This is a genomic window from Candidatus Tisiphia endosymbiont of Nemotelus uliginosus (genome assembly GCF_964264755.1).
Classification (GTDB): Bacteria; Pseudomonadota; Alphaproteobacteria; order Rickettsiales; family Rickettsiaceae; genus Tisiphia.
In genome coordinates, this window is sequence record NZ_OZ183481.1 from 417,085 (window position 1) to 437,573 (window position 20,489).

A 20,489-nucleotide genomic window follows, 5' to 3' on the forward strand; every position below is an offset into this window, starting at 1 on the left:
CTTATTTAATTAACAAAAAAACCCGGCTAATTTTTGATTCTTTAGCCGGGTTTTATTTTACTTTCTTATTCCTAGTTTATTGATCAACGACAAATATCTGTTTAAACTTTGTTTTTTGATGTAATCTAATAATCGACGTCTACGACCAACTAACATTAATAATCCCCTTCTCGAGGAAAAATCTTTGTGATTAGTTTTAAAATGCTCTGTTAAATTGCTGATTCTTTCAGTTAGAATTGCACATTGCACTTCACTAGAACCAGTATCATTTTCTTTAGTAGCATATTCTGCAATTAATTGTTGCTTACGCTGTGTTGTAACCGACATCAGTAATCTCCATGTTTATTTTATAGGTTAAATACTCGTAAAGAATTAAAGCAATTTTCACTCAAGCTACCAATTGCCAACAGAGAGTCTTGATATCGAATCCAAACTAATTCAATCTTTTCAAGACAATCAAAATAACATTTCTGACCATAAATAATTTTTTTAGCTTGGTCAGTAGTAGCATCAAGTACCAGGATGTCGTCCAGTACTGCTTCAATTTTTATACTTCTTTTTTCAATAAATTCTTTTATTCCTTGATTTTGTTCATCAAGTTCTGTTAATTTAATAGCATTACATGCTGTAAATATTCCAACTTTAGTACGCTGTAATTTTAGCACAAATGCTAAACTTTGCAAGGATAAAGCAATATCTTCTGCTAAAGTTCTTACATACGTTCCCTTAGAGCATTCCACCCTATAGGTAGCTTGATTATTTTGATGATCAAAATTAAGACATTCCAAATTATATATTTGGATATTCCTAGGGGTTAATTCTACTGCCAAATTTTCTCGAGCTAATTTATAAGATCTAACACCGTTAACTTTTATAGCAGAAAAGGCAGGAGGACGCTGTTTAATCGTAGATATGAATTTTTTACAGATATTATGACAATCGGTTTCGTTAGGAATATGATCAGTAACAGCTATTACTTTACCTGAGGCATCTGCTGTATCAGTTTGTTTACCAAACTGCACCGTAAAAATGTAGGTTTTTTTTGCATCTACCAGAATTCGTACTAATTTTGTTGCTTCACCAATTGCCAAAGGTAATACCCCTTCCGCTTCAACATCCAAGGTTCCGCAATGACCAACTTTAACTCCTAAAAGGTTTTTTTTAACTATAGAAACAAGCTTTGCTGAGCTGATGCCCTTAGGTTTATAGATATTAAGCCAATAATTATTAAGATGAAACATTATTAGCATCCTTATATTTAGATTAGTAACTCATCTTACGCATAAATCCCGTGGCAATTTAAAAATTGTAGAAAAGTACAAGACGTCTATTAGCGAGACCACGCAAGTAAGTCGTGTCAATCCATGAAGCTTGTTATGTGGATTGCTTCGACCATTACATGGTCTTGCAATGACGATAATACCTGTATACAAGGCGTTATTGCGATGAACGGCTATAGTTAATTCAGGAGAAGTTGGTGACGTCGTCACTCGTCGCTCACCTATTACTTATAGGTGTCGCTCCATTGCTCCTGCTACCCAATCCTCCTGAATTAACTATAGTGACGAAACAATCCAAAAAAGTGACCATAAATTGATTACTTCTTGGCTTAAGCCTTCTCGCTAATAGACGTCTTGTACTTTAACTTTTTTTCTGTGAATGCTCACAAAGTTTGAGATATATGGTGCCGCTAGAAGGAATTGAACCTTCGACCACACCATTACCAATGGTGTGCTCTACCTCTGAGCTATAGCGGCATAGTTTTAGATTCTATAAAATATATGATCTTTTTGACATATTTTGTTTTATTGGTCAAGCAAAAATTTTAAAATTATTGAGCGTTTACGGTTTTTTGCTATTTTCTTATAATGAATAAAAGATCTGCTTGCCAAGTGTCTATTAGCGAGGAGCCGCTTTGCGGCGACGTAGCAATCTACTCACCAAACGTCATTGCGAGACCATGTAGTGGTCGTGGCAATCCATTAATCTTGCTTCGTCGCTACTAAAATAGCTCCTATTTATTATGTAACGATGTAAAAATGTTTTTTGCAAGGGTTTGGCTTATACCATTGACTTTAGATAATTCATCAATAGTGGCATCACATATTGCTTTATATGAGCCAAAATAATGTAACAAGGCTTTCTTTCGGGTGACACCAATTGAACTTATGTCATCTAGACTAGAAACTTTAATGGCTTTGGAACGGCGTAGCCTATGGTTTTTTATAGCAAAATTATGTGCTTCATCCCGCAAAATTTGTAAATATTTCATGACCGGAAGACTCTTATCGATTGTAAAAGCCTCTTTATTAGGCATATGAAATTGTTCACATCCAGCATTTCTGTCAGGTCCTTTTGACATACAAACAACTGGAATTTTAAGATCAAATTCTTTCATTATTTTTTGTACTACAGATAGATGCCCCTTGCCTCCATCGATAATCATTAAAGTTTTATAGTCAATTGATGAGAAGTTGGTACTTGCATGCTCATTTGGTAGATGTTCTTTTTTTAATCTAGTAAATCTTCTTGTTAAGACGATTCTTAACATCTCATAATCATCACCTTGGGAATTCCCTTGGGGAATAGATATATTAAAAATTCTATATTCTTTTTTATCGAAACCTGATTGGTTAGCAACAATCATGCTACCTACGGCAAATGTTCCCATAATGTGACTATTATCATAAACTTCAATTCTATCTGGTATGGTAGGCAGATCGAATAATTGTTGTATTTGTTGAAAGATAATTTGATTTTTAGCAAATTGTTTTAAATGCTGATTAAGTGATAACTGGGCATTAAACTCAGCATTTTCTAATAATCTTATACTCGAATGCTTTGAAGAATTGGCTCCGCAAAACTTCGGGGGATTGGCGTACTTACATACTTCATCTACGCTCCGCTCGCTCACCCCTTGTTTATTGTCCCCATTCTCCAGATCATTCGAGTATAGTCTGATGTTAAATTTACTATTCCCACTCAATTGTCTAATAGCCTTGGTTACTAATTCTAAATCAATGATAGGATGGTTTATAATTATCTCATTCGGAATTTGAGCATTTTGATAAAATTGATTTATAAATTGTGTCAATATTTCTGATTTATTACTACCATCCGTATGAAACGGAAAGTACGCTATATTCCCATAAGACTGACCAAATCTATATACAAATAGCTGAATACAATAACAATTATTCTTTTCAACAATAGCTATAACATCAGCGTTTTTAATAGAATTACTAGATAAAGTTGATTTTAGTTGGATATAACTTAGTGCTTTTATTCGGTCTCGTATTTCGGCAGCTTCTTCAAAACGTAATTGTATACTTAATTCTTCCATTTTGTGAGATAAAGTTTTTTGTAATTCTTTAGTTTTACCATTTAAGAAATTCTTTACTTGGCATACTAGTTCACTATAATTTTCTTTACTAATTTTCTCAACACATGGGGCAGAACATCGACCAATTTGGTACTGTAAACAAGGGCGTTTGCGATTGTTAAAATAATTATCACTACAAGACCGTAATTTAAAAATTTTCTGTAATTCTTTTAAGGTAGTATCGACTTGCTCTGAGGAAACAAATGGACCAAAAAACTCGCCACCAGATAAGTTCTTTCCTCTATATTTAATTAATTGTGGGTAATCAACATCTAAGCGTAATTTAATATAAGGAAAAGACTTATCATCCTTAAGTAATACATTAAACTTAGGTTGAAATTTTTTAATTAACTGGGCTTCGAGCAATAAAGCTTCAACCTCAGAATTAGTAACATTATACTCTAAATAATGCGTTAGAGAGATCATTAATATTGTTTTATTATCAAGATCAGTTTTAATATAGTTAGTAAGACGTTTTTTTAGATTCTTAGCTTTGCCTACATAGATAACTTGCCGATCAGCTTTCAGCATTTTATAAACTCCAGGCAGGCTAGGTGCATTCTCGAGGTGATATCTTATTAAATCACTGCCTATAAGTTTAGAATTTTGTAACATAACCGAGCCTTTTTCTAAGTAATCCTATGCAAAAAACTAACAAACTACACATAGTACCAATAAAGACACCCTTTAGTCGAAAATTACTAGCAAAAAAATATGTCCAAATGAAGAAAGAGGAGGCTCCACTTAATCCGCATAGAATCATCATTCTTTGTGTTATAGTGATGTTGAAAAAGGCAAATATTAGAGGAACTAATATTATTGGTCCCCAAGACCCGGTGATAAACACTACTAGATCAATTACATTATCAAATTTTAAAGCGATGATTATGGCAAAACTTCCGATTACAACATTAGTAATTCTAGTAATTAGCAATAATTTCTTTTGATTCTGTATTTTAAAAATAGGAGTCAACAAGTCTTTCACTAGAGCTATTGAGGTAACATTTAAATCAGAATCAGCAGTAGACATTACTGATGCAAGTAAGCCAATTATCACAAAGCCTTGTAACCCTGAAGGAACTATTTGATCAATTAGGTGTGGCAATGCTAAATTAGAAGAGTAGTCGGGGTAAAGATTATAGGCGATTAACCCATTTAAGGTTATAAATATTAAAAATATAGCATATATACTTGATTTTATATATATAGCATTACTAGTCTTTTTGGCATTATTGTTAATTAAAGCTCTTTGAATAAAAATAGGATATAAGTTCATTACATAAAATCCTAGCATAGCGGTTATCGTATTAATAAATAGCTCACTGGCAAAATTATTATGATGAATAAAATATACTTTTTCAATAGGTAATTGGTTGATAAAATCACTAATACCAATTTTGTTAAGACCACATATTGCAATAATTGGCAAAGCAATTATCATCGCGAAGAATTGTAGTAAATTAGTAAACATAATTGATTGTAACCCACCAATAGTTGTGTAGATAATAACAATCCCATAACTTAATAGAGTTCCTTCTAAGTAGTTAATTTTTAAAATATATTGAAAAATATATCCACTAACACTAATTTGGGCAGCAACAAAGCCTATAGATACCATAATAGTTGTGATGCCGGCAATAAAACGTCCTGTTTTTCCATAATATTTTTCCATTATATCGCCAACACTTTCTGCTCCATAATGTTTAGTTATTTGGGGCACAAGATAAATAGCTATTAGTATATCGACTGGCAGAGAGAGTATCAGTCCATAACTATACGATAAATCACCAGAAAAAGCTTTTTCTGCAATACCCAAAGTAGTAGCTCCGCCAACCGATGAAGTAAAAATAGTTGCAACTAATAATATCCTGCTATTTTTAATCTTGTCTTGAACGGTAGCATAATTGGCAAAACCTCTAAGTCTAGATCTATAGTAGATACCAATAACAAGTATCGATATCAAATATAGTAATACAATAATATTATCAATGGTCATTACTAGGGCGTGTCATCAATTAAGTAATATTACAGAAGAAGCCAAATAAATTGCTCCCAGAAAATTCTGAGCTAGTTTATCATAACGCGTAGCAATGCCTCGAGATTGTTTAAGTTTTGCAAAGAAATTTTCAATTAAATGACGATACTTATAAAGCTCTACATCATATTCTACAGGAAATTTACGATTCTTCTTGGATGGAATTACAGGAGTGCAATTCTTATCTTTTATCTTATTCCTCATTCTTGCCTTAGCATCATAAGCCTTATCTGCAATTACGGTATCCGCTTTTGTCAAAGTTTCCATTAAAGCATCAGAACCTTGTAAATCATGCGACTGACCAGGGGTTAAATAAAAAGCTGTCGGATTTCCTAAAGCATCAACAGTTGCATGAATTTTAGTTGATAAACCACCTTTACTACGACCTATTGCTTGGTCATCTACTATGACTTTTTTTTAGCTCCGGCACTATGTTGATGTGCTCTAACAATCGTTGAATCAATCATACTATATTCATTATCTGCATCTTGTGCAAGTAGTTCAAAAACCTTCTTCCATACATCTTTTTGGCTCCAACGTGTATGTCTTGTATGAATTACTCTAAAATCTCCAAATCTTTCTGGTAAGTCTCTCCACGGTATACCAGCACGATATCTATATAATACAGCTTCTACGAATAATCTATTATCTTTGGCACTTGCTCCTACGTCTCCTTCTTTTCCAGGTAAAATATCCTTTATCCTTTCCCATTGATCATCTCTTAAAGCATATCTGCGCATTGGTCACCTTCTTATTTTTTTACCAATATCTAATTTGCCTCATCCTAATATTTATGTCAACTTAATTGATGACACGCCCTAATTATTTTTTGTTGAATTGAAACTCAAACATACTTCGTATAACCTGAATTAGTGTCGAATAAGTACCCATCATGCTGTCATTGCGAGGAGGCATAAGCCTCCGAAGCAATCCATTTCTACTCGTTTTCTGGATTGCTTCGTTGCTACTAAAGTAGCTCCTCGCAATGACTCTGAGGTTAAATACTAATCAGATTTATAACGTTACCAACTTCTCATCAATTGACTATAACAGATATTTTTGCTCCACTAATAGCTGTATTCATTATTTTTGTGATATTGCTTATTTTTATCCCGAATTGAGGTTAGATTATGAGAAATGATAAATACTACAAGATCGTTTATTATCTTCGAGTATTTGTAGATGAATTTTAGTTATAGGTGGCGGTAATATTTCTTCAATTATTTCTGGCCATTCAATTAGACAAATATTGCCCTGCAAGGCTTCTTCTATACCTAGTTCATAAATTTCTTCTAAATAATTTAAACGGTAGAGATCAAAATGATAAATCATAAATTTTGAAGTCTTGTAGATTTGTAACAAATTAAAAGTAGGGCTGCTGATATTAATATCAGATTCACAAAAATGCTTTATAATCTCTCGACAGATAAATGTTTTTCCACAACCTAAATCACCTGAAAAAGTTATAATTTTATTAGACTCTAAATTTTTAGCGATAGTTTGTGCAAACGATATAGAGTCTTGTTCGTTATTTAAAATAACCGACTCTTTTTGAAACTTCATTAAGCCTTCAAATTTTGATGTTTAATCCACAAGTAAGTATAGTCTAACATATTAATCCTATAACATCAAATATTAACAGTGTTTATTCTAATTCCTCGATTCTGTTGAATTCAACTAACTATTTAATTAATGGTTTGGGAATTACCCGATTTTCTAAAGGGCCAGTTGGTTTAGCTGGTTCTAATAATTTCGGAGTTAAAATAAATTTAGTCTTTTGTTCAATAGGTGAAAGGGTAACATGAAAATTATGCGGTTGTTGAATTACAGCATATTTATCCCATTCCGGATAAGCTCTATCTAAATTTCCTTTAGATTCATTAGGACCATAAATTTCAATCTCACCAAATTGATATTTTTTCAGTGGAAATAATTCATTTATATAAAAGAAATCATTGGGAAATCTATGTAGTGTTCTAAAATTACTATATAAAAATTTGTTACCTTTTTGGCGAAAGATAAATATATCTATACATCTCTTATCACATATTGTGTAAAAATCTTGATGGCGAACTTTATAACCTAACTCTGTGAAATCCGTTAATATGTCTTGTAATCTGATTTCATCAGCATGCATTATGCCAATATCTAAGTCATCATCAAAAGGTATAATACCTTGGTGTCTTACTGCTCCAAGAAGCGTGCCGCCCTCAATCCAATAATTTATGTTATGTTTAGTCAATATTTCATGAGTGTCTTTCATTAATTGGTATAAGTGTAGGGCTGTATCTGCACTAATTGTATATTTCTGTACTTGTTGGTCGGTAGGAGTCACATACCTCCATTGGTGATCATAAAACTCTACATAACCTCGATACAAACCATAGATAATTATAATTATCCCAACTACTTTAAAGAAAAATTTATTAGTTTTTTTATTTTTTTTGTGCATACAGGTTTCTTATATTTATTTTTAGTAGACTTGTCATATATTTTATACTATTAATTGAATTAGTTGGAAATTAATACAATTAATAGCGATGAAAATAAAACCAGTAATTATGGCTGGTGGTCTAGGAACAAGATTATGGCCATTATCGAGACAAATGCAACCTAAACAATTCATCAGAATATTTGATAATTTTAGTTTAATCCAAAAAACTTTGATTACCAATAAAACTTTAGGCAAACCAACTTTAATAATTGCTAAGGATTATGAATCAATAGCACAGGAGCAACTTAGAGAGCTAAATATAGAAGCAGATTTAATAATAGAACCTGTGGCTAAAAATACAGCATCATGTGCGATTATATCAGCTATTCAAGCAAAGAATAATGGCTATGATACGATTATATTGCTGCCTTCTGACCATTATATACACAATGTTAATAACTACTTAGATACTATTAATAAATCTTTGAATTATTTGGCAAAATTTGGTATTTGTACTATTGGCATTAGACCTAGTTTTGCAAATAGCGAATATGGTTATATTAAAATAAAGAAGTTATTAGCAGATGGAATTTATAAAACTGAACAATTTGTAGAAAAACCTACTATTCAACAGGCACAAAATTATTTAGAAGAAAATGACAAATATAAAAATAGCAAATATTTTTGGAATTCAGGAATTTTTATTTTTAATATAGATTTTATTTTAGAGCAGGCTAAATTATGGCAAAAGGAACTATTTAAACATGCATATAAAGCATATTATTCTGCAACTAAAAATTGTGGTAATATAACTCTTGCTTTAGAACCATATCTACATATTACACCAATTTCTTTAGACTATGCTATAATAGAAAATATTAGGCAAATGATTATGATAGAAGCCAATTTTAGTTGGAATGATATTGGTAATTGGCATTCTTTATGGCAAATGCAAGAGAAAGATACAACCAATAATTACTGTGAAGGTGATGTGATCAACATTGATAGTACCAATTCATATATTAGCTCTAATAATAAGCTTACTGCGGTAATAGGAATGGATAATATAATAATTATTAATACTAAAGATGCGTTACTGATCTCAAATAAGTCAGAAATCAGAAAAATAAAGCAGCTGGTAATAGAAATGACCGAAATTGGACGAAAAGAAATATTATGAACTTGCGTGAGAATATAAAAAATTATGTCAGCAATTTTCAAGAAGAAAATGAGTATAAACAAAGGATGTTAGACTTTTTAGATAATTGTGAAAATCCTTTTAGTAGAGAGACAAAAGAAGGGCATTTTACTAGCTCAGGATTTTTGCTTAATTCTAATAAGACAAAATTCTTATTAATGCATCATCGTAAATTGGGTAAATGGTTGCAGCCAGGAGGGCATTGTGATGGTAATAAGAATCTTTTAGCTGTAGCAATTAAAGAGGCTCAAGAAGAGTCTGGAATTTTAGATATTGAGGCAGTTTCTAAACAAATTTACGATATAGATGTTCATTTTATTCCTACTATAGTCAATTCAGGAGAATTTGGGGCTAGGAGCGATGGAGCGACGCCTATAAGTAATAGGCGAGCGATGAGCGACGACGTCCCCAACTTCTCATCAATTGACTATAATGCTAAAGAGCAGGAGCATTATCATTATGATGTGAGATTTTTATTAAAAACCGTTTGTAACGATTGTTTTGTAAAAAATGCCGAATCACATGATTTAAGGTGGCTAGATTTTGCTGGCAATCACCAAGAACTCCTGCTGGATGATTCAGTAAAAAGGATGATTAAGAAATATATCCAAATAATAAGTTAAGTTAATGGTAGCAAAAAAGTTTTATAGAAATAAAGAAGATTTTAATTGCGAGATGTGTGGTGAATTTATCCAAGGCAATGGTTATACTAATCATTGCTCAATATGTTTCTACAGTAAGCATGTAGATATTAATCCTGGCGATAGAGCGTCTGAATGTAATGGGCTAATGCAACCAATTTCTTATAAAATAGATGGTAAAAAAGGTTTGGTCTTAACCCATAAATGCCTTAAATGTCGAGAATATAAAAATAATAAACTTGCTGATACTGATAATGTAGAAAATTTGCTAAATATTTTTAGTTATAAGTTATTTTTGTAAAATTGAAAAATTTAGATTAGTGACTAGTATATAATATGGTATACTTCAAATAGTTTGAATTATAAGGGTAATAAACAAGGGGAGATCGCATAGCGGAATAAACCTTGTCTCACACACGAATATCCCGAAGTTTTGTGAAGCCAATTCTTCAAAATTGTAGTCAATTCAGGAAAATTTGGGGCTAGGATCGACGACGTCACCAACTTCTTATCAATTGACTATAGAAGAATATATAATTTTGACATAATGTAAAACTATAATATGAACATAAATGATAAAACTTACTATAGATGATATTGAAATTGAAGTAGAAGAGGGTACAACCGTATTTCGTGCCTGCAGCAAGCTTGGTATAGAAATCCCCCATTTCTGCTTTCATGAACGTTTGAAAATTGCTGGTAATTGTCGTATGTGCCTGGTAGAGATGGAAAAATCTCCCAAACCTATCGCATCTTGTGCTACGCCTGTTGCCCCAGGTATGGTGATCCATACTAATACTATCGGCGTTAAAAAGGCTCGTGAAGGGGTAATGGAGTTTCTATTGATCAATCATCCTCTAGATTGTCATATTTGTGACCAAGGAGGTGAGTGTGATCTACAGGATCAAGCATTTAAATATGGTGGAGCACGTTCTAGATTTTTGGAGAATAAAAGGACAGTCAAAGACAAATATATGGGACCTTTGATTAAAACCCAAATGACTAGATGCATACAATGTACAAGATGTATAAGGTTTGCCACTGATATTGCTGGAATTGAGGAAATAGGAGCTCTTTATAGAGGAGAGCATATGGAAGTTACCTCTTACCTTGAGCGTAGTCTTGCTTCAGAGTTGTCAGGCAATATTATCGATGTTTGTCCAGTTGGAGCATTAAATTCAAAGCCTTATTCTTTTAAAGCTCGTAGTTGGGAATTAAAGAAAACTGAATCAATAGATGTATTTGATGCCCAAGGTTGTAATATCAGGATCGATAGTAGGGGGGAGGAAGTAATGAGGATATTACCTAGGGTTAATGATGACATTAATGATGAGTGGATATCCGATAAAGCACGATTTGCTTATGATGGTTTGAAATATCAAAGGTTAGATTCTCCGTATATCAGACAAAATGGTAAATTAGTTGAAGCCTCTTGGAATGACGCTATTGCCATAGTAGCACAAAAATTACAATCGCTTGCCGGTGATCAAATGGCGGCGATCGCTGGAACACTCGCCTGTACCGAATCAATGTTTTTATTAAAAACATTGTTACAGAAGCTAGGATGTAATAATTTTGATAGTAATCAATTTAATTATAAAATAGACCGATCTAGTAGAGGAAACTATCTATTTAACACAACGATTTCTGGACTTAAAAAAGCTGATCTTGCTTTGTTAATTGGGGCAAATATTAGGCAAATAGCTCCAGTCCTTAATGCTAGTATTGGTATATTACAAAGAGAGGGTAGGTTAAAAATAGCTCGAATTGGTAATATTAGCGATCAAACTTATTCTATCAATGAATTAGGTGCTAGCCCTGAAATAATTAAAGCAATAATATCAGGAGACCATCAATTTTCTAAGGAGTTGGCAGCCGCAAAAAATCCAATAATAATCATTGGTGATGGAGTATATTCTCGGGAGGATGGTTATGCTATTTTGGCACTCATTCATCAGATGGTGGATAAATATAAGATAGTTAGAGAGGATTGGAATGGTTTTAATATATTGCATAACCATGCGTCAATGGTCGGTAGTTTAGATATAGGTTTTAGCCCTAAAAATTCTAGTGCTAAGGGTGATGGTAATGGGGTTTATGAAATTTTACAAAAGGCAGAAATAGGTGATATCAAATTTGTCTATTTACTAGGTAGTGATGAGATTGATATGAGTAAAATCAAATCATCTTTTGTTGTATATCAAGGGCATCACGGTGATAATGGAGCAAATGCAGCAAATGTTATTTTTCCTGCTAGTAGCTATACAGAGAAAGATGCTATTTACCTAAATTTTGAAGGAAGACCACAATATGCTAGGGCGGCAACTAATCCAGTAGGACAAGCAAAAGAAGATTGGCTTATTATAAATAACCTAGCCAGTGGTTTAGGGCTAAATCTTGGTATGAATAATTTAGTTGAAATAAGAAATAAGTTGGCAGCAGAGTTTCCAGTATTTGACAATATTTCTGAAATAATGAGTGGTGACTTTATAAAATTTACCTCTACAGATAAATTACTTAACTATGATATAGTTACTAAACCGATAAATTATTACATGACAGATTCAATTAGTAGGGCATCTATTACTATGGCAAAGTGTTTGGAATCAAAACAAGAAAGGGAAAAAGTTGCATGATATCGTTATTTCAACAATATCTATTGCCGTTAATTATTGTGGCATTGAAAGTCCTATCTATCACTATTCCTCTTTTGCTGTGTGTAGCATATCTGACCTATGCTGAGCGAAGAGTAATAGGTTTAATGCAGTTAAGAAAAGGTCCAAATGTCGTTGGATATTTTGGGTTGTTGCAACCAATTGCTGATGCAGTAAAACTATTATTTAAAGAAACAATTATACCAAAGCAAGCTGATAAAATATTATTCACCTTGGCTCCTATGGTTACCTTTGTGCTTAGTTTAATTGGTTGGGCAGTGATACCTTTTGATAAAAAACTGGTATTAGCTGACATCAATGTTGGTGTTTTATATATTATGGCAATCTCATCATTGGGGGTTTATGGTATAATCATAGCTGGTTGGGCAAGTAATTCGAAATATGCTTTCCTTGGGGCTATTCGTTCGTCGGCTCAGATGATTTCATACGAAGTATCTATAGGGTTGGTGATTGTTACTGTACTTTTAACGACTGGAACTCTTAATCTTTCAGAAATCATAGAAAGGCAACAATTATTGCCTTGGTGGGTTGATTTGATGTTGTTACCTATGGCAGTAATATTCTTCATATCAGTACTTGTAGAAACTAATAGATTGCCTTTTGATTTATCAGAGGCTGAATCTGAGCTGGTTGCTGGTTATAATGTTGAATATTCTTCGATGGGTTTTGCCTTATTTTTTCTTGGTGAATATGCTAATATGATTTTAGCTAGCGGTATGACCACAACATTTTTCTTAGGTGGTTATTTCCCGCCTTTTGGCATTAAATTCTTGAATTTTATACCAGGATTTATTTGGTTTATAGTAAAAGTTGGGTTGTTATTATTTTGTTTCTTATGGATAAGAGCGACATTACCTAGATATCGTTACGACCAGTTAATGCGTTTAGGTTGGAAAGTATTTTTACCTTTTACTTTATTTTGGGTGGTGTTAGTATCAAGTGTTTTAATGTTTACTGGTAATTTACCAAACTAGCTAAAATAATTCACCTTACGCATGGCATTTAAAAGTCATAGGGAAAACAACCTGACACTATTAGCGAGGTGCCACTGGTGGTGGTGGACAAAGCAATGAATGTGGATTGCCACGACCTACTTGCGTGGTCTCGTAATGGCGTCTTGTACTTAATTCTGCAATTTTTTAATTGCCACGGGGTTTATGCGTAAGGCGAGTAAGTAATGAATACCTTTATTAGTTAATTTATAAATGAATTTTATAGGAGAATTTTATGGGAACATATTTAACCGTTGGCATAGTGCAAAATATTGCAGTCGATAAGAGACGCATAAAGTATCCAGATATAACAGTTGAGCATATTACCAGGCGATTAAACGATGAACTAAATCTTGATTATTATAATTATAGTGAAGATAATGACGTATATTACTGGGAAATTAAACCACAAACTCTTGAAGGAAACCTAGTGGATTTTCTAGATGCTCAATTCCAAATGTACACAAGTAAAAAACATAGCAATATGCAAGAGGTTATTGAAAAATTAACAAAAACTAAGAACGGCGAAGAAATAATAAAATTAGCCGCAGATGAACATTTTGTTAATTTTCAGTTAGTTGAGCAAATAATTGAATATGTAGAGGTAATCCGTGACAACGGCTTTAGCGAGCATATCTGCCTATGTTACAGTTTAATCTCGTATTTTATGGATGGAAAAATCATCATGGAAGGTTACGGTGGGATGTTCAGATATTTTGAACATAATATACGTTTGCAAAGAGAAAAATACCCTTTAGCAGATTGTATAAAAGTCATGATTACTAGTTAAAATAAATATAGAGTTAGATTTATGTCAAATATTAGTCCTAGGGTTGATATTGCTTTTAAAAAAATCTTTGGAGTTGAAGAGAATAAGGATTTACTTATTTCGCTAATCAATTCGATTGTATCTAGAGAAGACCAAGTAACAGAAGTACAACTTCTCAATCCATATAATCCAAAAAATTTCAAGAGCGATAAATTGTCAATTTTAGATATTAAAGCTCAAGGAAAAGATGGCAAAAGATTTAATATCGAAATGCAAATTACTGATGCGGATGATTATGACAAAAGGGCTCTATATTATTGGGCAAAGTTATATACTGAGCAATTAAAGAATGCAGAGGATTATGCTACTTTATCGAAAGCCATTGGTATTCATATATTAAACTTTACCTCTATTTTACATGAAAATAAATATCATAATGTGTTTCATATAGTAGAAAAAGATAGTGGTTTGTTATATTTCAAAGATTTAGAATTGCATACTATTGAGCTAAATAAGTTTACTAATAATCCGAAGGAACAGCTGACAGACATAGTAAAAAAGGTAAAAACCTCTCTTGATAGATGGAGTACTTTTTTAACGAGACATGATTTGCTGAACAAAGATAATTTACCTAAAGAGTTAAATGATGCTAGCCTAAAAAAAGCCCTGACAGTTCTGGATGTGATGAATTTCACTAAAGAAGAACGTGATTCATATGAAGAACACCTGAAATGGCTACGTATTGAAGCTAACACTCTCAAGAAAGCACGGAGGGAAGGCAAAGAAGAAGGTAGAGTAGAAGGTATCCAAATTGGTGAAGTCAGAGGTAGAGAAGAAGGTAAAGCTAAATTAATAAAAATGATGATAGAAAATGGCAGTTCTATTGAGGAAGTAGCGAAAATGACGGGTCTATCTGTTACCAGAATTAATGAATTATTGGAAAATAAAAATGACCCTGGATATCTTTTGTAATTAAATAAATTAACAAACTAACAAGAAAATAAATTGTAAAACATACTTAGTGCTACAAATTTTTGGTGTATAATGAAATGAAAATAATTAATTACCTGAAGTCTTTTTTGTTATTTGAAATACTATCAGGGCTTAGTCTAACTTTGAGGTATTTCTTTAAACCTAAAGTAACGATAAATTATCCCTATGAGAAGGGGCGGATAAGCCCAAGATTTAAGGGTGAACATGCATTAAGGCGTTACGCTAATGGTGAAGAGCGTTGTATTGCCTGTAAGCTTTGCGAAGCAATTTGTCCAGCTCAGGCTATTATTATTGAGGCAAAAGAAAGAGCAGATGGTAGTAGGCGTACTACTAGATATGATATTGATATGACTAAGTGCATTTATTGTGGTCTATGCCAAGAAGCATGCCCAGTTGATGCGATAGTGGAAGGTCCTAACTTTGAATTTGCTACTATTAGTCATCAAGAATTGCTTTATGATAAAGAAAAATTATTGAAGAATGGTGATATGTGGGAGCAAGAATTAGCAATTAAGCTACATAATGATTATAAATATAAATAATTATGGGTAGATAATTATGGAAATGTTTTTTTATTTATTTGCCGGGCTAATGGTTATAAGTAGTGTTTTGGTGGTCATGAGTAAAAATCCTGTTTATTCTGTGTTATGGCTGATCTTTACTTTCTGTAACGGTTCAGGGCTAATGATTCTATTAGGAGCAGAATTTTTAGCAATGATGTTGGTTGTAATATATGTTGGAGCGGTAGCAGTATTGTTTTTGTTTGTTATAATGATGTTGAATATTCGTTTTGTGGATATTATTGTACAATTCAAAAAAAACTTATTGATCAGTATGACTGTAGCACTCATTATGTTTGCTGATCTTGTTTTGATAATTTGCTTAGGTGTACAAGGTATAGTGTTAGATAATATGGACTCTTCAGAGATAGCTAACCATACTATAGTCAATTCAGGAGAATTTGGGGCTAAGAGCGATGGAACGACGCCTACAAGTAATAGGCGAGTAACGAGCGACAACGTCTCCAACTTCTCATCAATTGACTCTAATACTCATGCTATTGGGCAGGTACTATATACTGAATATATGTTACCTTTCCAAATTTCAGGTATTATTCTATTTATGGCAATGATATCTTGTATTACTCTAACTATTAGGCATCGTAGTGGAGTTAGGAGGCAGGATATTGCCAAGCAACATGCTAAAAACAAGGATAATTGTATATTAATGGTTAAACCGCGTTTAAGTGAAGGAGTGGAAGAAATTCAATATGATTAGTACTATTACTTTGGAACATTATTTAATTTTGTCGGCACTGATTTTTAGTATAGGAATGGTCGGTTTGTTTATGCATCGTAAGAATGTCATAACAATTCTGATGTCGATTGAATTGATGCTGCTAGCTGTCAACATCAATTTTGTCGCATTCTCTGCTTATGCCCATGAGATATCGGGTCAAATTTTTAGTATAATAATCTTAACAATAGCAGCTGCCGAGACTTCTATAGGTCTTGCAATATTATTAGTTTATTTTAGAAATAAAGGTTCGATAGAGCTGAGTGATATGAATCAGATGAAAGGGTAATTTTAGGAATTGGTATGGTAAATGCATTAGCAATATTCACGGTAATGTTACCATTAATATCTGGTATGATTAATGGTTTGTTTTGTCAGTGTTTTAGCAAGAAGCAAGCAGCTTGCATTGCCACTATTGCAATAAGTTTAGCGGCAATATTCGCTAGCTTTATATTTTATAATGTGGCAATAAACAAAGCCATTATTCATCTAATTTTAGCAAAATGGCTAGTAATTGGTGAGATGAAGATAGATTGGGCAATTTATGTCGATCAGCTGACCGCTATTATGTTTATAGTGGTTACTTGGATTTCAGCGGTGGTACATATTTATTCTCTTGGCTATATGGCAGATGATCAAGGGTTACCTAAATTTCTATCATTTTTATCATTATTTACCTTCTTTATGCTAGCTTTGGTATCAGCCGATAATTTTGTCCAATTATTTTTTGGTTGGGAAGGTGTTGGTTTATGTTCGTACTTATTAATTGGTTTTTGGTATCAAAAAGAAGCGGCAAATAAAGCAGCAATTAAAGCCTTTATCGTCAATAGGATAGGGGATTTTGCCTTTATAGTGGGGATTATTACCATTATTGTTTATTTTGGGGTAGTTGATTTTGCTAGTGTATTTGATAAAGCCCAATTATTGTCTAATATACAATTGAGTATATGGGGTTTTACAGTATCGATAATTGACATAGTCTGTTTGCTATTATTCCTTGGATGTATGGGCAAGTCGGCTCAAATTGGCTTACATATATGGCTACCAGATGCTATGGAAGGTCCAACGCCAGTCTCAGCACTTATTCATGCTGCAACTATGGTAACAGCTGGAGTATTTTTAGTAGCTAGGTGTTCTTATTTATTTGAATATAGTGTAGGGGTATTGAGCTTTATTGCTATTATTGGCGGTATTACCTGTATATTTGCGGCAACTATTGCCATAGTGCAGAATGATATAAAAAAAATTATTGCCTATTCCACTTGTAGCCAGCTTGGCTATATGTTTCTTGCTTGCGGTGTATCAGCTTATAATGCTGGTATTTTTCATTTAGTTACTCATGCATTTTTTAAAGCTTTATTATTTTTATCAGCTGGTAGTGTTATTCACGCTTGTCATCAGCAAGATATTTTTAAGATGGGTGGTTTGAAAGATAAAATGCCAGTTACTTACTGTAATTTCTTAATCGGCTCACTGGCACTGATCGGTATTTATCCTTTAGCTGGATTTTATTCAAAAGATGCTATTTTAGAGCTAGCATATAGTAGCGGTGGGGTCATAGGTACTACAGTGTTTATTCTTGGAATTGTGGCGGCAATTTTGACTGCTATTTATTCTATGAAAATTATCTTATTAGTATTTCATGGCAAAACTAGATTAACTATAGAGCAATTTAATCACGCTCACGAATCACCCAATATTATGAATCTGCCACTTAATCTTTTAGTGGTAGGTAGTTTTGTTGCGGGGATGATAGGTCATTATATTCTTGCTCTTGACAAACCAAATGGTTATTTCCTTGATAGTATATTCAATATTCATATTTATCAAAGATTAGCAAATCATCCACCTATTTATATAAAATTATTGCCAATGGTTTTGGGATTAATGGGTATTGTTTTGGGTATTTATTTGTATAAGAATATTATTGATAAAGTGAAAATAACATTTATGAGGAAATTGTTGGTACATAAATATTATTTTGATGAAGTGTATGACTTGCTGATAGTAAGATTAGTTGCCAACTTAAGTAAGCTATTGAATTTGATCGACCAAAGAGTCATTGATAGATTTGGTCCAAGTAATTTTGCCAAAACAGTAAATTACTTTGGGATTTTGGTAAGTAGATCGCAAACAGGCTACATATTTAATTACACCATGTATATAGTTTTATTTGTAGTTGCCTATATTACTTTTTTTATAGTTTTACAGCAGATTTATTAAAATATAGTTTGTGTTGAATAGTAATTATGCTACAATATATATTATTAAAATTAATAGTATTGTTATAAAGCCCAAAACGTCATTGCAAGGGAGCGACGATGCGGCAATCCAGGAAAATGATTAGAAAGGATTGCTTCTTGGCTTAATCCTTCTCGCTAATAGACGTTTTTTACTTTAACTTTTTTTTGTGAATGTTCACACCCGATTAGCTATATTTGTACATAGGAACAATCATATGAAAATAATGTTAAATTTCATAAAATCCATAATTTCACTAAGACTCATTACTCCACTATTATTAATTTGTAGTATATTTAATATGCAAACTCACGCAGACACTGTAAAAACAAATGAAAATAATCATTATCTCATTACACGTGATTATTACAATAGTTTAATCACCTCTAATGCTCTTCCTATAGCAGAGCTTGGTATGTTGGTAAATATATTGCCCAAGGGTGGTGATATTCATCATCATTTTATCGGTGCTATTTATGCTGAAACTTTATTAGATTATGTTAAGAAGGAGGGATTTTGTATTGATCCTAACAGTTATGAAATTCTTAAAAAACCTACGAAAAAATGTATGACTGTAGATGAGATACGTGCTGATATACACAAATATAATCAGCTCGTGTCACTTTGGTCAATAGAAAATTTTAACAATCATTATCACAAACAATTATCACCAGATGCTAGATTTTTTGATTGTTTTAACTATTTTGCTTGGTTAGAAGACTATATTATTAAAGATGGTTTGATAGATTTGAAGAATAGGGCAGAAGCAGAAAATGTGCAATATATAGAAACTATATTTCCTTTTGCTCCTATTAGTACAAACGTTGCTTTAGATGAGATTAATAAGTTAACAAGTAATACAGATGATTCTGCTATTAATCAGGTTTTAGCAAAAGCTATGTTATTATTAGAGCAGGATAAAGTTATACACCAAGCTATTACTCGCTATTCAACAATAGTAACAGATGCCTCGAAAGATATTGACAATGATCACTTTACTCTGCGGTTTCAACCATATGTACTCCGTGAAAGTAAGCCATCTATGGTATTTTCTGGTTTGTATTCAGCCTTTTCTTTAGCACAAAATAATCCTAAAATAGTTGGGGTGAATATAGTCGGTACAGAAAACTCAGTTGTTGCGATCAAAGATTATATATTACATATGAAAATGTTTCGTTTTCTTAAACAAAAATTTCCTAATGTTAAATTATCTTTGCATGCTGGTGAATTAGCATTAGGGCTAGTTCCTCCAGAAGGGCTACGTCATCATATTCGGGATGCAATATTTATAGCCGGGGCAAATCGCATTGGTCACGGAGTAGATATTATGCATGAATCTAATCCTTACCAACTAATAAGAACATTAGTGGAAAAGAATATACCTATTGAAATTAATTTAAGTAGTAATGAATTTATTTTAGGAGTTAGGTGATGACCATCCTATCAAGCTATATATGCGTTATGGGGTGCAAATCGCAATCTGCACTGATGATGCAGGAGTATTACGCAATAATTTAACTCAAGAATATTTATTATTTATTAGTCGTTATAAGCCATCTTATGATCAATTAAAACAAGTCGTCTATAATAGTATTAAATATTCTTTCTTAACGGAAGAGGAAAAGAAAAAACAACTTAATTTGCTTGATAAAAAGTTTATTCTTTTTGAAGAAAATATAGCTTTTCATAGCAGTTTTTTGACAGGGAGACTTCAGAACTCATTTGGAGAATTGGAACGTAAAATAAGGGGTGAGTGAACGGAGCGTACAACTAGGTTCTGTGAACAAAATTTTAATTGTCTAGATTTTGACTCTTTTTAGCTGCAAATGATAA

20 protein-coding genes and 1 tRNA gene are annotated in these 20,489 nt (G+C 32.6%); 13 read left to right on the forward strand and 8 right to left on the reverse strand.

The genetic code is table 11. The annotated features are described in order from the left end of the window. Nucleotides 1-57: 57 nt before the first annotated feature. From rpsO to ACFELW_RS02155, 8 genes are all read right to left on the reverse strand, one after another. Nucleotides 58-327, reverse strand: coding sequence for a 30S ribosomal protein S15 (gene rpsO, locus ACFELW_RS02120; protein ID WP_375330288.1), 270 nt, complete (start codon nucleotides 325-327; stop codon nucleotides 58-60). Nucleotides 328-347: 20 nt separating this feature from the next. Then, entirely contained in the window at nucleotides 348-1,241 is an 894-nt protein-coding gene (gene truB, locus ACFELW_RS02125) for a tRNA pseudouridine(55) synthase TruB (RefSeq protein WP_375330289.1), read from the reverse strand. Nucleotides 1,242-1,682: 441 nt separating this feature from the next. Beyond that, nucleotides 1,683-1,757, reverse strand: a tRNA-Thr gene (locus ACFELW_RS02130). A gap of 257 nt (nucleotides 1,758-2,014) precedes the next feature. Beyond that, nucleotides 2,015-3,997: an excinuclease ABC subunit UvrC gene (gene uvrC, locus ACFELW_RS02135; RefSeq protein ID WP_375330290.1), complete on the reverse strand. Its 1,983-nt coding sequence runs from the start codon at nucleotides 3,995-3,997 to the stop codon at nucleotides 2,015-2,017. Next, nucleotides 3,981-5,378, reverse strand: coding sequence for a sodium:solute symporter (locus tag ACFELW_RS02140; protein ID WP_341758838.1), 1,398 nt, complete (start codon nucleotides 5,376-5,378; stop codon nucleotides 3,981-3,983). Before ACFELW_RS02140 ends, uvrC begins: the two co-directional genes overlap by 17 nt. Nucleotides 5,379-5,393: 15 nt before the next feature. After that, nucleotides 5,394-6,157 (reverse strand): IS5 family transposase gene (locus tag ACFELW_RS02145; protein ID WP_375329714.1). Its coding sequence is split into 2 segments (ribosomal slippage): nucleotides 5,394-5,822 and nucleotides 5,825-6,157, totalling 762 coding nucleotides; the frame shifts between segments, so codons are not numbered across the junction. Between the two features lie 388 nt (nucleotides 6,158-6,545). Beyond that, on the reverse strand, nucleotides 6,546-6,980 hold the full coding sequence (tsaE, locus tag ACFELW_RS02150; RefSeq protein WP_094649111.1) for a tRNA (adenosine(37)-N6)-threonylcarbamoyltransferase complex ATPase subunit type 1 TsaE: 435 nt from the start codon (nucleotides 6,978-6,980) through the stop codon (nucleotides 6,546-6,548). 118 nt (nucleotides 6,981-7,098) lie between these two features. After that, a complete protein-coding gene (locus ACFELW_RS02155) occupies nucleotides 7,099-7,869 on the reverse strand; it encodes a LicD family protein (RefSeq protein ID WP_375330291.1) in 771 nt (256 codons plus the stop codon). Between the two features lie 88 nt (nucleotides 7,870-7,957). Between ACFELW_RS02155 and ACFELW_RS02160 the strand changes: the two genes are divergently transcribed. The 13 genes from ACFELW_RS02160 to ACFELW_RS02220 all read left to right on the forward strand — a co-directional run bounded on the left by ACFELW_RS02160 (nucleotide 7,958) and on the right by ACFELW_RS02220 (nucleotide 20,413). Next, nucleotides 7,958-9,031, forward strand: coding sequence for a mannose-1-phosphate guanylyltransferase (locus ACFELW_RS02160; RefSeq protein WP_375330292.1), 1,074 nt, complete (start codon nucleotides 7,958-7,960; stop codon nucleotides 9,029-9,031). Further along, on the forward strand, nucleotides 9,028-9,672 hold the full coding sequence (locus ACFELW_RS02165) for a palindromic element RPE2 domain-containing protein (RefSeq protein ID WP_375330293.1): 645 nt from the start codon (nucleotides 9,028-9,030) through the stop codon (nucleotides 9,670-9,672). The genes ACFELW_RS02160 and ACFELW_RS02165 overlap by 4 nt, the downstream gene beginning before the upstream one ends. Nucleotides 9,673-9,676: 4 nt before the next feature. Next, nucleotides 9,677-9,991: an RNHCP domain-containing protein gene (locus tag ACFELW_RS02170; RefSeq protein WP_375330294.1), complete on the forward strand. Its 315-nt coding sequence runs from the start codon at nucleotides 9,677-9,679 to the stop codon at nucleotides 9,989-9,991. 271 nt (nucleotides 9,992-10,262) lie between these two features. Beyond that, on the forward strand, nucleotides 10,263-12,326 hold the full coding sequence (gene nuoG, locus ACFELW_RS02175) for an NADH-quinone oxidoreductase subunit NuoG (protein WP_375330295.1): 2,064 nt from the start codon (nucleotides 10,263-10,265) through the stop codon (nucleotides 12,324-12,326). After that, nucleotides 12,323-13,339, forward strand: coding sequence for an NADH-quinone oxidoreductase subunit NuoH (gene nuoH, locus ACFELW_RS02180; protein WP_094649104.1), 1,017 nt, complete (start codon nucleotides 12,323-12,325; stop codon nucleotides 13,337-13,339). The genes nuoG and nuoH overlap by 4 nt, the downstream gene beginning before the upstream one ends. 253 nt (nucleotides 13,340-13,592) lie before the next feature. Then, nucleotides 13,593-14,147: a hypothetical protein gene (locus ACFELW_RS02185; protein ID WP_375330296.1), complete on the forward strand. Its 555-nt coding sequence runs from the start codon at nucleotides 13,593-13,595 to the stop codon at nucleotides 14,145-14,147. A gap of 21 nt (nucleotides 14,148-14,168) precedes the next feature. Continuing rightward, the gene (locus ACFELW_RS02190) at nucleotides 14,169-15,098 is read left to right on the forward strand and encodes an Rpn family recombination-promoting nuclease/putative transposase (RefSeq protein ID WP_375330297.1); all 930 of its coding nucleotides are present in this window, start codon (nucleotides 14,169-14,171) and stop codon (nucleotides 15,096-15,098) included. A gap of 83 nt (nucleotides 15,099-15,181) precedes the next feature. Next, nucleotides 15,182-15,661, forward strand: a complete 480-nt coding sequence (gene nuoI, locus ACFELW_RS02195; protein ID WP_250312165.1) for an NADH-quinone oxidoreductase subunit NuoI — start codon at nucleotides 15,182-15,184, stop codon at nucleotides 15,659-15,661. A gap of 16 nt (nucleotides 15,662-15,677) precedes the next feature. Continuing rightward, entirely contained in the window at nucleotides 15,678-16,397 is a 720-nt protein-coding gene (locus tag ACFELW_RS02200) for an NADH-quinone oxidoreductase subunit J (RefSeq protein WP_375330298.1), read from the forward strand. After that, nucleotides 16,390-16,704, forward strand: coding sequence for an NADH-quinone oxidoreductase subunit NuoK (gene nuoK / locus ACFELW_RS02205; RefSeq protein WP_250310654.1), 315 nt, complete (start codon nucleotides 16,390-16,392; stop codon nucleotides 16,702-16,704). Before ACFELW_RS02200 ends, nuoK begins: the two co-directional genes overlap by 8 nt. Before the next feature lie 14 nt (nucleotides 16,705-16,718). Beyond that, nucleotides 16,719-18,638, forward strand: coding sequence for an NADH-quinone oxidoreductase subunit L (nuoL, locus tag ACFELW_RS02210; protein ID WP_375330299.1), 1,920 nt, complete (start codon nucleotides 16,719-16,721; stop codon nucleotides 18,636-18,638). A gap of 319 nt (nucleotides 18,639-18,957) precedes the next feature. After that, complete coding sequence (locus tag ACFELW_RS02215) at nucleotides 18,958-20,088, forward strand: hypothetical protein (RefSeq protein WP_375330300.1); 1,131 nt, start codon at nucleotides 18,958-18,960, stop codon at nucleotides 20,086-20,088. Between the two features lie 10 nt (nucleotides 20,089-20,098). Further along, nucleotides 20,099-20,413 carry a hypothetical protein gene (locus ACFELW_RS02220; RefSeq protein WP_375330494.1) on the forward strand — a complete coding sequence of 105 codons (315 nt, stop codon included), beginning with the start codon at nucleotides 20,099-20,101 and terminating at the stop codon, nucleotides 20,411-20,413. The last annotated feature ends 76 nt before the right edge of the window (nucleotides 20,414-20,489 follow it).

Bases quoted from the DNA above. Each gene is read 5' to 3' on its own strand.
- rpsO (WP_375330288.1), bottom strand. From the start codon at position 327: ATGTCGGTTACAACACAGCGTAAGCAACAATTAATTGCAGAATATGCT.
- truB (WP_375330289.1), bottom strand. From the start codon at position 1,241: ATGTTTCATCTTAATAATTATTGGCTTAATATCTATAAACCTAAGGGC.
- uvrC (WP_375330290.1), bottom strand. From the start codon at position 3,997: ATGTTACAAAATTCTAAACTTATAGGCAGTGATTTAATAAGATATCAC.
- ACFELW_RS02140 (WP_341758838.1), bottom strand. From the start codon at position 5,378: ATGACCATTGATAATATTATTGTATTACTATATTTGATATCGATACTT.
- tsaE (WP_094649111.1), bottom strand. From the start codon at position 6,980: ATGAAGTTTCAAAAAGAGTCGGTTATTTTAAATAACGAACAAGACTCT.
- ACFELW_RS02155 (WP_375330291.1), bottom strand. From the start codon at position 7,869: ATGCACAAAAAAAATAAAAAAACTAATAAATTTTTCTTTAAAGTAGTT.
- ACFELW_RS02160 (WP_375330292.1), top strand. From the start codon at position 7,958: ATGAAAATAAAACCAGTAATTATGGCTGGTGGTCTAGGAACAAGATTA.
- ACFELW_RS02165 (WP_375330293.1), top strand. From the start codon at position 9,028: ATGAACTTGCGTGAGAATATAAAAAATTATGTCAGCAATTTTCAAGAA.
- ACFELW_RS02170 (WP_375330294.1), top strand. From the start codon at position 9,677: ATGGTAGCAAAAAAGTTTTATAGAAATAAAGAAGATTTTAATTGCGAG.
- nuoG (WP_375330295.1), top strand. From the start codon at position 10,263: ATGATAAAACTTACTATAGATGATATTGAAATTGAAGTAGAAGAGGGT.
- nuoH (WP_094649104.1), top strand. From the start codon at position 12,323: ATGATATCGTTATTTCAACAATATCTATTGCCGTTAATTATTGTGGCA.
- ACFELW_RS02185 (WP_375330296.1), top strand. From the start codon at position 13,593: ATGGGAACATATTTAACCGTTGGCATAGTGCAAAATATTGCAGTCGAT.
- ACFELW_RS02190 (WP_375330297.1), top strand. From the start codon at position 14,169: ATGTCAAATATTAGTCCTAGGGTTGATATTGCTTTTAAAAAAATCTTT.
- ACFELW_RS02200 (WP_375330298.1), top strand. From the start codon at position 15,678: ATGGAAATGTTTTTTTATTTATTTGCCGGGCTAATGGTTATAAGTAGT.
- nuoK (WP_250310654.1), top strand. From the start codon at position 16,390: ATGATTAGTACTATTACTTTGGAACATTATTTAATTTTGTCGGCACTG.
- nuoL (WP_375330299.1), top strand. From the start codon at position 16,719: ATGGTAAATGCATTAGCAATATTCACGGTAATGTTACCATTAATATCT.
- ACFELW_RS02215 (WP_375330300.1), top strand. From the start codon at position 18,958: ATGCAAACTCACGCAGACACTGTAAAAACAAATGAAAATAATCATTAT.